This is a genomic window from Burkholderia sp. Cy-637, assembly GCF_011753175.1.
Classification (GTDB): Bacteria; Pseudomonadota; Gammaproteobacteria; order Burkholderiales; family Burkholderiaceae; genus Burkholderia; species Burkholderia gladioli.
The window spans coordinates 1-9,762 of sequence record NZ_VWWC01000220.1; the positions used below are offsets into that span (position 1 = coordinate 1).

A 9,762-nucleotide genomic window follows, 5' to 3' on the forward strand; every position below is an offset into this window, starting at 1 on the left:
GCCGCGGCGCGCGAGGCGCTGCGCAGCGCGCTGGCGGTGCTGGAAGGCGTGGCGGCCGCCACCGGCGAGCGGCCGACCGTCGATTTCGCGCTGGCGCTGCTCGAACGCGTGCTGGCGCTGCCGGAGGGCGCCGCCTTCACGCTGTTCGCCGCCGGGCGCGCGGCGGGCTGGATCGCGCACGCGCTGGAGCAGCAGCGCGAAGGCAAGCTGATCCGGCCGCGCGCGCGATATGTCGGCGTCGATCCGCTCGACGCCGACCCGGCCGGCGCGTGATGCCGCTCGCACCGACGTTGCTCGATGCATTCCCGCGCCGGCCGGGTCGGCATCGCGCCGATCGACCTGACGGCACCCGCTACGCCCCGAAGGTGGTGATCCCCGCGCATCAGGAGCCCGAAACATCGCGTCGCAGGCCCGGCGCCTCGATCATCCGCCCCCGAATCGGCTGCGCATCCGTCACGCTTTTCCTACAATGACGGCTGTCCGCGACTCCGAGCCCCGCCATGTCCCGTCCTCCCGCCGCCACGCCGAGCGAATCGTCCCTGACCGTGATGCTGTGGGTCGTGGCCACCGGCTTCTTCATGCAGACGCTGGACGCGACCATCGTCAACACGGCCCTGCCCTCGATGGCGGCGAGCCTCGGCGAATCGCCGCTGCGCATGCAGTCGGTGGTGATCGCCTACTCGCTGACGATGGCGGTGATGATCCCCGTCTCGGGCTGGCTGGCCGACACCTTCGGCACGCGCCGCGTGTTCTTCAGCGCGATCCTGATCTTCTCGGCCAGCTCGCTGCTGTGCGCCAACGCCCACACGCTGCCGCAACTGGTGGCCTTCCGCGTGGCGCAGGGCGTGGGCGGCGCGATGCTGCTGCCGGTCGGCCGGCTCGCGGTGCTGCGCACCTTCCCGGCCGAGCGCTACCTGCCGGCGCTGTCCTTCGTCGCGATCCCGGGCCTGATCGGCCCGCTGATCGGCCCCACGCTGGGCGGCTGGCTGGTCAAGATCGCCTCCTGGCACTGGATCTTCCTGATCAACGTGCCGGTCGGCGTGGTCGGCTGCCTGGCCACCTACTACTCGATGCCCGATTCTCGCAATCCCTCGGTGGGCCGCTTCGACCTGCGCGGCTACCTGCTGCTGACCACCGGCATGATCGCCGTGTCGCTGTCGCTGGACGGCCTCGCCGATCTCGGCATGGACCACGCCGCCGTGCTGGTGCTGATGATCCTCGGCCTGGCCTCGTTCGTCGCCTACGGCCTGTACGCGGTGCGCGCGCCGAACCCGATCTTCTCGCTCGAGCTGTTCAAGATCCACACCTTCAGCGTGGGCCTGCTCGGCAACCTGTTCGCGCGCATCGGCAGCGGCGCGATGCCCTACCTGATCCCGCTGCTGCTGCAGGTCAGCCTCGGCTACTCGGCCTTCGAGGCCGGCCTGATGATGCTGCCGGTGGCCGCCGCCGGGATGTTCTCCAAGCGCGTGATCACCGGGCTCATCACGCGCCACGGCTACCGCAAGGTGCTGCTGGCCAATACCGTGATGGTCGGGCTGCTGATGGCCAGCATGGCGCTGATGAGCGATCGCCTGCCGCTGTGGCTGCAGGTGCTGCAGCTGGCGATCTTCGGCGGCTTCAACTCGATGCAGTTCACCGCGATGAACACGCTCACCCTCAAGGACCTCGGCACCGGCGGCGCGAGCAGCGGCAACAGCCTGTTCTCGCTGGTGCAGATGCTGTCGATGAGCCTGGGCGTGACGGTGGCCGGCGCGCTGCTGGCCACCTTCACCGGCGTGATGCGCAGCGTCACCCCCACCCACACGCTGCCGGCCTTCCACGCCACCTTCCTGTGCGTGGGCATCATCACGGCCGGCTCGGCCTGGATCTTCGCCCAGCTCTCGCCGGACGTGCGCGGCGCGACCAAGAAGACCGATCCCTCGGAACGCGCCTGAGCGGCGCGAACGGGGCCGCGCGGGTGCGCGGCGCGCCCCGCGATGCACCGCCGCGGTGCAATCCAGGCCCGCGCCGGGCCGGCCGGCCCCCTCGCCCTCGCCCCGAACCCGCCGCGACGGACGGCACCTGCCGCGCATGCTTCTTGCTCCTTCACGTGCGCTAGGTAAACTGTCACCCTCTCCCCGGCCGCCACCATGATGACCATGATCGACATCGATCCTCCCGGCTTCCAGCCGCCGCGCCCCGTCGCCGGCGACGACGGCAACCGGCGCACCGTGCTGTACGGCGACTACACCGTGTTCAGCGTGTTCCAGCCGGTGTTCTCGGTCTCGCACCGGCGCGCGATCGGCTATCACGCCTCGCTGCGCGCGCATGGCGGCGACGGCGCCCAGGTGCCCTCGCACGAGGTGTTCACGCAGGCGGCGCGGCGCGGCGACCTGCTGGAGCTGGGGCGGCTGGCGGAATCGCTGCACCTGGGCAACTTCCACGCCTTCGACAGCCAGGAGGAATGGCTCTTCCTGAGCCTGCACCCGGCCGCGCTGATGGACACCATCTACGGCGACGCGCTGCTGGCCAATCTCAAGGCGCTGGGCCTGCCGCCGCAGCGCGTGGTGCTCGAGGTGCCCGAGCAGGCCGGGGGCGACACGCCGCGCTTCGGCGCGATCGTCGACGGGCTGCGCAAGGCCGGCTTCCTGATCGCGCTGGGCGGCTTCGGCGCCAAGCATTCGAACATCGACCGCGTCTGGCACCTGCATCCCGACATCGTCACGCTCGATCGCGGCATCCTGGCCCAGGCCAGCGAGCACTCGCATCTGGAGCGCGTGCTGCCGGGGCTGGTCTCGCTGCTGCACGAATCGGGGCAACTGGTGCTGATGGGCGGCCTGTCGACCGAGCGCGAGGCGCTGATCGCGCTCGAATGCAATGTCGATTTCGTGCAGGGCACCTACTTCTCGGGGCCCAGCGTCGAGCCGGTGCAGCCGCAGGCCGCCGCCGGCTGCATGGATACGCTGTCGGCCGCGCTGCGGCTGCGCGTGGCCGAGCGCGAGCGCAACCAGCAGGCGCGTCTCGCGCCGTACCTGAGCGCGCTCGAACAGGCCAGCACCCAGCTCGGCGCCGGCCAGGACGTGGAGACAGCCACCGCCGCGCTGCTGGCCCTGCCCGACGCGGCGCGCTGCTTCCTGCTGGACGCCTCGGGCCACCAGATCGGCGACAACGTGCTGCCGAGCATCCGCAGCTCGCAGCGCGCCAAGCGCTTCCGCCCGCTGCTGCATTCGGAAGGCGCGAGCTGGGAGCGACGCCCCTACTTCATCGACGCGATGCGCGCGCCCGGCCGCGTGCGCGTGACGCCGCCCTACCTGTCGATCAACGAGGCGCACCTGTGCGTGACCGCCTCGGTGGCCGCGCCCGGCGCGGACGGCATGCAGGTGCTGTGCGTCGACATCAACTGGTGATCTGATCGGGACGACGCCGGCGGGCATCTTGCTCAGGCGGGCTCGGGCGGCGTGGGCGCCTCGCCGGCGGCATCGAGCAGGGTGTGCAGCAGCACCTCGGCGCGCCAGCGCTTGCGGGCGCGATCGCGCCCGGCCAACTGCACCAGCTCGCGCAGCCGCGCATTGACCGGCGCGGCCATGCCGATCTCGGCGGCGAGCCGGACGATCTCGCCGTTGAGCCAGTCGATCTCGGTCGAGCGGCCCGCGGACAGATCGTCGGCCATCGAGGAGCGCGCCAGCGGATCGATCTCGAGCATCGAGTTCGCCAGCCGCGAGAACAGCGCATCGGGCAGCGACAGCAGCCCCGGCATCCAGCCCGGCGGCAGCAGGGTCAGCCAGGCCGGCCGCAGGCCGGCGCGGCGCAGCACGCGCAAGGCCTCGCGCTGGGCCAGCGCCAGGCAGCGCCGGTAGTCGCGCTGCGCGAGCTGCTCGCGCAGCGGCAGCGCCGAGAGCGCATTCACCGCATTGTTGAGATTGAGCAGCAGCTTGGCCCACTGCACGGCCAGGATGTCCTCGCTGTGCCGCAGCGGCAGCACCGCGCGATCGAACACCTCGTCGATCCTCGCCAGATGCGGCGAAGCCTCCACCACCAGTTGCCCGCCCGAGCCCTGGTGGAACAGGCCGTCGCCGCGCGCGATCACGTTGAAGGGCACCATGCCGGCCAGCACCGTGCGCGCCGGCAGCGCGATGCGCAGCGCATCGGCCTGGCGCACGCCGTTCTGGAAACTGATCACCACCGTGCCGGGGCGCAGCACCGGTTCGAGCGCGGCCGCCGCCGCCGGCGTGGCGGTGCACTTGACGCTGACCAGCACCACCTCGGCATCGGCCAGCGAGCGCGGATCGGTGTCGAAGGCGATGCGCTCGGGCGCGACCTGCGCCTCGCGGCCCAGGTAGTCGTTCAGCGTGAGGCCGTGTTCACGCAGCATCTCGCCGGTCGCGGCGCGCCCCACGAAGCGCACGTCGCCGCCGGCGACGGCGAGCCGGCCGCCGATGTAGCAGCCGATCGCCCCCGCGCCGAACACGGCGATCCTGGTCACCCGGCTCAGGCGCTCGCGCCGCGCGGCCCGTGACGCTGCGGGCCCGAGCGTCGTTCGATCTCGTCACGCAGCGCGCGGCGCAGGCCCATCGCGAACGCCACCTCGGCCACCACGAACAGCGGCCCGATCGCCAGGCCGATCACGTCGTCGACAAAGGCCGGCTTGCGGCCCTCGAAGGCGTGGCCGACGAACTGGATCACCCAGCCGAGCAGGAACAGGCCGATCCCGGAACCGAGCCAGAGCGCGGTGCTCCCGCCGGCCAGCTCTCGCGCCAGCCATAGCGTGAGCGCCAGCAGCACGCTCATGGCCAGGCCGAAGCGCAGGTCGAGCCGCAGGTAGTAGATCGCGATGGCCACCGTCAGCAGCAGCGCCGGGGTCAGCGCGATGCCGGCCAGGGTGCCGGCCACCGGCCGCGACAGCAGCACGGCCACGGCGACCACGATCATCGGGATGCCGAACAGGTGTGTGAGGATATTGCGCGTATCGCGGTGATACGCGGCGTAGTTGGCGAGTTGATCGGTCAGTGTCTTCATCGTGTCTGCCTCCTTGACGAGCGCTATCATGCGTCTTGCCCAGCGCCTACGCTGTCAGCTACCCGACATCCCCCATGCCCGCGCCGCCCGCCGACCTGCTCCCCCGACTCGACGCGAACCCCTGGTTCCGCGCACTGCCCGACGCGCTGCGCGCGAGCCTGCTCGATCTCGCCACGCCGCGCGAACTCGTCGCCGGCGAGACCCTGTTCCGGCGCGGCGACCCGCCCTGCGGCCTGTATGCCGTGCTGTCCGGCGCGCTCAGCATCGGCGCGGTCGATCCGGACGGACGCGAGGCCCTGCTGACCGTTCTCGAGCCGACCACCTGGTTCGGCGAGATCTCCCTGTTCGACGGCCAGCCCTGCACGCACGATGCGATTGCCGTGGAGAACACACGACTTTTGCATCTCGCGCAAGCTGCACTGCAGCAAGTGCTCGAGGCCGAACCGCGCTACTGGCGACACTTCGGGCTCCTGATGGCGCAGAAGCTGCGCCTGTCGTTCCTGACCGTGGAGGCGATCAGCGTGATGCCGGCCGCGCAACGGCTGGCCGCGCGCCTGCTGATGATCGCCGAGGGTTATGGCGGGATCAGCACCGGCCACACGCGAATCCGGCTCTCGCAGGAGAAGCTCGCCGCGCTCGCCTCGCTCACGCGCCAGACCACCAACCAGTTGCTCAGGGAGCTGGCCGCGCGCGGCATCGTGCGGGTGCAGGTCGGCGAAATCGAGATCCTCGATCGCGACGCGCTGCGCGCCGCCAGCGGCGAGATCGGCCGCGCGCTCTGAGCGCGAGCCGGCGGGCCGGGCGCGCCTCGCGATCCCGAGGCGCGGAACTTGTTAGCATGGCCGCTTCGCAGCACCACGCACCACGCACCACGCACCACGCACCACGCACCACGCACCACGCACCACGCGCGCCGCGTCTCATCTCATCCACTCTTCCAGCGAGGCCTCGAACGATGTCGCCAGCCAGCCCGATCTTCCAACGCATCCTGCTCACCAACGACGACGGCTATGACGCGCCGGGCCTGAAGGTGCTGGAGGAAGTCGCCGCCACGCTGGCGCGCGAGGTCTGGGTGGTCGCGCCGATGGCCGACCAGAGCGGCACCTCGCATTCGATCAGCCTGCACGAACCGCTGCGCGTGCATCGCGAGGGCGAGCGCCGCTTCGCCGTGCGCGGCACGCCGGGCGACTGCGTGGCCGTCGCGGCCGGCCATCTGATGCGCGAGGCACCGCCCGAGCTGGTGCTCTCGGGCATCAATCGCGGTGCCAACCTGGGCACCGAGACGGTGTTCTCGGGCACGGTGGGCGCCGCGATGACCAGCATGCTGCTCGGCATCCCCGCCATCGCGCTGAGCCAGGCCTTCGCCGATCGCAACGCGGTGCCATGGGGCACGGCCGCCGCGCACGCGGCCGGCGTGATCCGCCAATTGGCGCAAGCCGGTTGGGAGCGCGATGCCTGCCTGAACGTGAACTTCCCGGCGGTGGCCGCCGACGCGGTGGGTTCGCTGAAGGTGACGCAGCAGGGCATCGGCCTGCTCGGCGGCATCGAGGTGGTGTCGCGCACCGATCCGCGCGAGCTCGACTATCACTGGCTGCGGCTCAGCCGCGGCCCGCGCGACGACGCGCCCGACTCGGAAACCGCCTCGCTGCGCGCCGGCCATGTGACGGTCACGCCGCTCAAGTTCGAGCGCACCCACGATACGGCCCGCGCGCGGCTCGCGCAGAAGCTGGCGGGCTGAGCGGCGCGGCCACGCTCATCGGCGCTCGCGACATGCTCGCCCGCCGGCGAGCGTCACGGGCCGGCCGCGGCCTCGTCGAACACGGCGGCGGCCGAGCGCAGCCGAGCCACGTCCTGAGCCGGCGACGCGCCGAATTGCCGGGCGTATTCCCGCGAGAACTGCGAAGCGCTTTCATAACCGACCGCGAAGGCCGCCTCGGTGACGGCGCGGTTCTCGATCATCAGCAGCCGGCGCGCCTGCTGCAGCCGGACGATCTTCTGGTATTGCAGCGGCGCCAAGGTCGTCACCGCCTTGAAGTGGCGATGAAAGGTCGCCAGGCTCATGCCGGCCAGCTCCGCCAGTTCCTCGATACGCAAGGGCTGGTCGTAGCGCGTGCGAATGCGGGCGACGGCGCGCCGGATCCGGTACAGCCGGCCATCCGCGCGCGCGATCTGGCGCAGCACGCGCGCATGCGGACCCTGCAGCAGACGGAAGAGGATTTCCCGCTCGATCAGCGGCGCCAGGGCCGGAATCTCGGCGGGATGGTCGAGCAGGCGGATCATGCGGACCCAGGCGTCGAGCAGGGCCGCCGAGACGGGTTCGACGGCGAAGCTCACCCCCGCTTCCCCATCGCGCACCTGCGGCAGGTGCGCCAGCAGCTCGGCGACGATCGCCGGCTCGAAGACGAGGCTGATCGCCAGGTAAGGCCGCTGCCGGCTGGCCTCGACGATGCGGCCCGTGGCCGGCACTTCCACCGCGGTCACGAAGCAGTTGCCCGGGTCGTAGTCCAGCACCCGGTCGCCGACGATCACGCTCTTCGCGCCCTGCACGACCAGGCAAAGCATCGGTTCGTACAGCCCCGCCAACGGGCCCGTGGTGGCCTGTCCGCGCGACAGCGACACGCGCGCGATGGCCGTGTCGGTCCGGCGCCCCTGCGCGTGGCGCAGCAGCCCCTCGCGCAATTCGGATAGATATCGTTCCATGCAGCGAGTATGGTTCGCCCCCCTCGCCCCCACAAGCTCGGCACCGGGCGATTGAGAGAATCGGGCAAGTCATTGACAGGATCGGACGCGTGCCGCGCGGGTCGCCCTCCTAGCATGGGAGCACTTTCCCAAGGAGGTCCCCTCATGCACGATCGACACACCGCCCTCGTGACCGGCGCGAACAAGGGCATCGGACGAGAAATCGTCCGGCAACTGGCACAACGCGGCTACACCGTCTGGATGGGATGCCGCGACGCGCAGCGCGGAGAACGAGCCGTGCAGGAATTGAAGCAAGCCGGCATGGATGTGCACCTGCTCGAGATCGACGTGGCGGACGACGAGAGCGTAGCCCGGGCGGCGCGCGCCCTGGCCGCGCAGACCGACCATCTCGACGCGCTGGTCAACAACGCCGGCATCCTGGGGCCGCGCGCCCATGCGCTGGAGGAATCGACGACACAAATGCTGGCGACCTACCAGGTCAACGTGTTCGGCGCGGTGCGGGTGACCCAGGCGTTCCTGGGCCTGCTGAAGGCGGCGCGTTGCGCGCGCATCGTGAACGTCGGCAGCGGGCTCGGTTCGCTCACCCTCACGTCCGATTTCACCAGCCGCTACAGCGGCTTCAACCACCTCGGATACAACAGCTCGAAAGCCGCGCTCAACGGCGTGACGGTCTCGCTCGCGAATGCCTTGCGCGAGTTCGGCATCAAGGTGAACTCGGCGGACCCGGGCTACGTGGCCACCGACTTCAACGACCACGCGGGGCCTCGCACGGTCGAGCAGGGCGCCACGCCCGCGGTGCGGCTCGCGACGCTCGACGAGGATGGCCCCACCGGGCGGTTCTTCGACGAATACGGCCCGCAGGCCTGGTAGCGCAGCCGGCGGCTCGAAAATGAAAAAGCCCTCGCGAGGAGGGCTTTCGAATCGAACGGAACCTGCCGTGACTTACGCGAAGTTCTTCGCGGCGAAGTCCCAGTTCACGATGTTCCAGAACGCTTCGACGAACTTCGGACGTGCGTTGCGGTAGTCGATGTAGTAGGCGTGTTCCCACACGTCGATCGTCAGCAGCGCCTTGGCGTCGGTGGTCAGCGGCGTGGCGGCGTTGCTGGTCGAGACCAGGTCGAGCGAGCCGTCGGCCTTCTTCACCAGCCAGGCCCAGCCCGAACCGAAGGTGCCCACGGCCGTCTTCGTGAAGGCTTCCTTGAAGGCGTCGAACGAACCCCACTTGGCGTTGATCGCGTCGCCCAGCGCGCCGGTCGGCGCACCGCCGCCCTGCGGCGAGAGGCTGTTCCAGAAGAAGGTGTGATTCCAGATTTGCGCGGCGTTGTTGAAAATACCGCCCGACGACTTCTTCACGATCTCCTCGAGCGAGAGGTTCTCGAACTCGGTGCCCGGGATCAGGTTGTTCAGGTTCGTCACATAGGTCTGGTGGTGCTTGCCGTAGTGGAACTGGATCGTCTCTGCCGAGATGTGCGGAGCGAGCGCGTCTTCAGCGTACGGCAGCGGCGGGAGCGTATGAGCCATGGCGATTCCTTTGAAGTATGTGGGGGACTAGGGCCTGCAGAGCGTCCGATTGTAGGCGAGACCGAATAACCCCGCAAACTCGCGGGTATTCGAAATCGCCCGCCTCCGTCCGACCGGCAGGGATGGTGCGATAACGGCGAGACGCAAGATCGGCGCCCGGGTTCGACAGTTTCCCGATATCCGGTATCACGCTCGCTGCATGATGGAGACGAGCATGAACCGGTCCCGTGAATGCGGCATGTCGCGAGCCGCCGCGCCGAGACTCAGAAGTTCTCGTCCAGGCGCGGCTGCACGTCGGCCAGCGAGACGTCGGCGCTGCCCTCGGCCAGGTGCACGGTCAGGCGGCGCTGCGGTTTCAGCGCGCCGGGCGCGCGCACCGCGCGGCCGGTCTGGGTGTCGATCAGCGCGGCGTAACCGCGTTCCAGCGTGCGTTGCGGGCTCAGCACCTCGAGTCGCGCCGCGCAGCCCGCCACGCGCGCGGCGGCGCGCTCGTGGCGATGGCGCAGTGCCACGCCCAGCCGCTGCGACAAGCCCGTCACCGACAGG

11 protein-coding genes are annotated in these 9,762 nt (G+C 70.3%); 6 read left to right on the forward strand and 5 right to left on the reverse strand.

Annotated features, from left to right (window positions below):
- The 3 genes from F3J10_RS32195 to F3J10_RS32205 form a co-directional block, all read left to right on the forward strand.
- A partial coding sequence (locus tag F3J10_RS32195) for a citrate/2-methylcitrate synthase (protein WP_275691717.1) occupies positions 1-273 on the forward strand: 273 nt, incomplete at its 5' end.
- Between the two features lie 227 nt (positions 274-500).
- Positions 501-1,934, forward strand: coding sequence for a multidrug transporter subunit MdtD (mdtD, locus tag F3J10_RS32200; protein ID WP_167243783.1), 1,434 nt, complete (start codon positions 501-503; stop codon positions 1,932-1,934).
- A 198-nt stretch (positions 1,935-2,132) separates the two neighbouring features.
- Positions 2,133-3,386, forward strand: a complete 1,254-nt coding sequence (locus tag F3J10_RS32205; RefSeq protein WP_025098194.1) for an EAL domain-containing protein — start codon at positions 2,133-2,135, stop codon at positions 3,384-3,386.
- Positions 3,387-3,418: 32 nt separating this feature from the next.
- Here the strand turns inward: F3J10_RS32205 and F3J10_RS32210 are convergent, their stop codons facing one another.
- A complete protein-coding gene (locus F3J10_RS32210) occupies positions 3,419-4,462 on the reverse strand; it encodes a 2-dehydropantoate 2-reductase (protein WP_025098195.1) in 1,044 nt (347 codons plus the stop codon).
- Positions 4,463-4,467: 5 nt separating this feature from the next.
- Complete coding sequence (locus F3J10_RS32215; RefSeq protein ID WP_025098196.1) at positions 4,468-4,995, reverse strand: Mpo1-like protein; 528 nt, start codon at positions 4,993-4,995, stop codon at positions 4,468-4,470.
- 74 nt (positions 4,996-5,069) lie between these two features.
- Here F3J10_RS32215 and F3J10_RS32220 point away from each other — a divergent pair, with 74 nt between their 5' ends.
- Both F3J10_RS32220 and surE read left to right on the forward strand, forming a co-directional pair.
- A complete protein-coding gene (locus F3J10_RS32220; protein WP_025098197.1) occupies positions 5,070-5,777 on the forward strand; it encodes a Crp/Fnr family transcriptional regulator in 708 nt (235 codons plus the stop codon).
- 173 nt (positions 5,778-5,950) lie between these two features.
- Positions 5,951-6,733, forward strand: coding sequence for a 5'/3'-nucleotidase SurE (gene surE / locus F3J10_RS32225; protein ID WP_096750311.1), 783 nt, complete (start codon positions 5,951-5,953; stop codon positions 6,731-6,733).
- A gap of 53 nt (positions 6,734-6,786) precedes the next feature.
- Here the strand turns inward: surE and F3J10_RS32230 are convergent, their stop codons facing one another.
- A complete protein-coding gene (locus tag F3J10_RS32230) occupies positions 6,787-7,695 on the reverse strand; it encodes an AraC family transcriptional regulator (RefSeq protein ID WP_167243784.1) in 909 nt (302 codons plus the stop codon).
- Positions 7,696-7,839: 144 nt separating this feature from the next.
- Between F3J10_RS32230 and F3J10_RS32235 the strand changes: the two genes are divergently transcribed.
- Complete coding sequence (locus F3J10_RS32235; protein WP_167243785.1) at positions 7,840-8,565, forward strand: SDR family oxidoreductase; 726 nt, start codon at positions 7,840-7,842, stop codon at positions 8,563-8,565.
- Between the two features lie 72 nt (positions 8,566-8,637).
- Here the strand turns inward: F3J10_RS32235 and sodB are convergent, their stop codons facing one another.
- Positions 8,638-9,216, reverse strand: coding sequence for a superoxide dismutase [Fe] (gene sodB, locus F3J10_RS32240; RefSeq protein ID WP_025098201.1), 579 nt, complete (start codon positions 9,214-9,216; stop codon positions 8,638-8,640).
- Positions 9,217-9,479: 263 nt separating this feature from the next.
- Positions 9,480-9,762: exodeoxyribonuclease VII large subunit (locus F3J10_RS32245; protein WP_275691718.1), on the reverse strand; the 283-nt coding region annotated here is incomplete at its 5' end.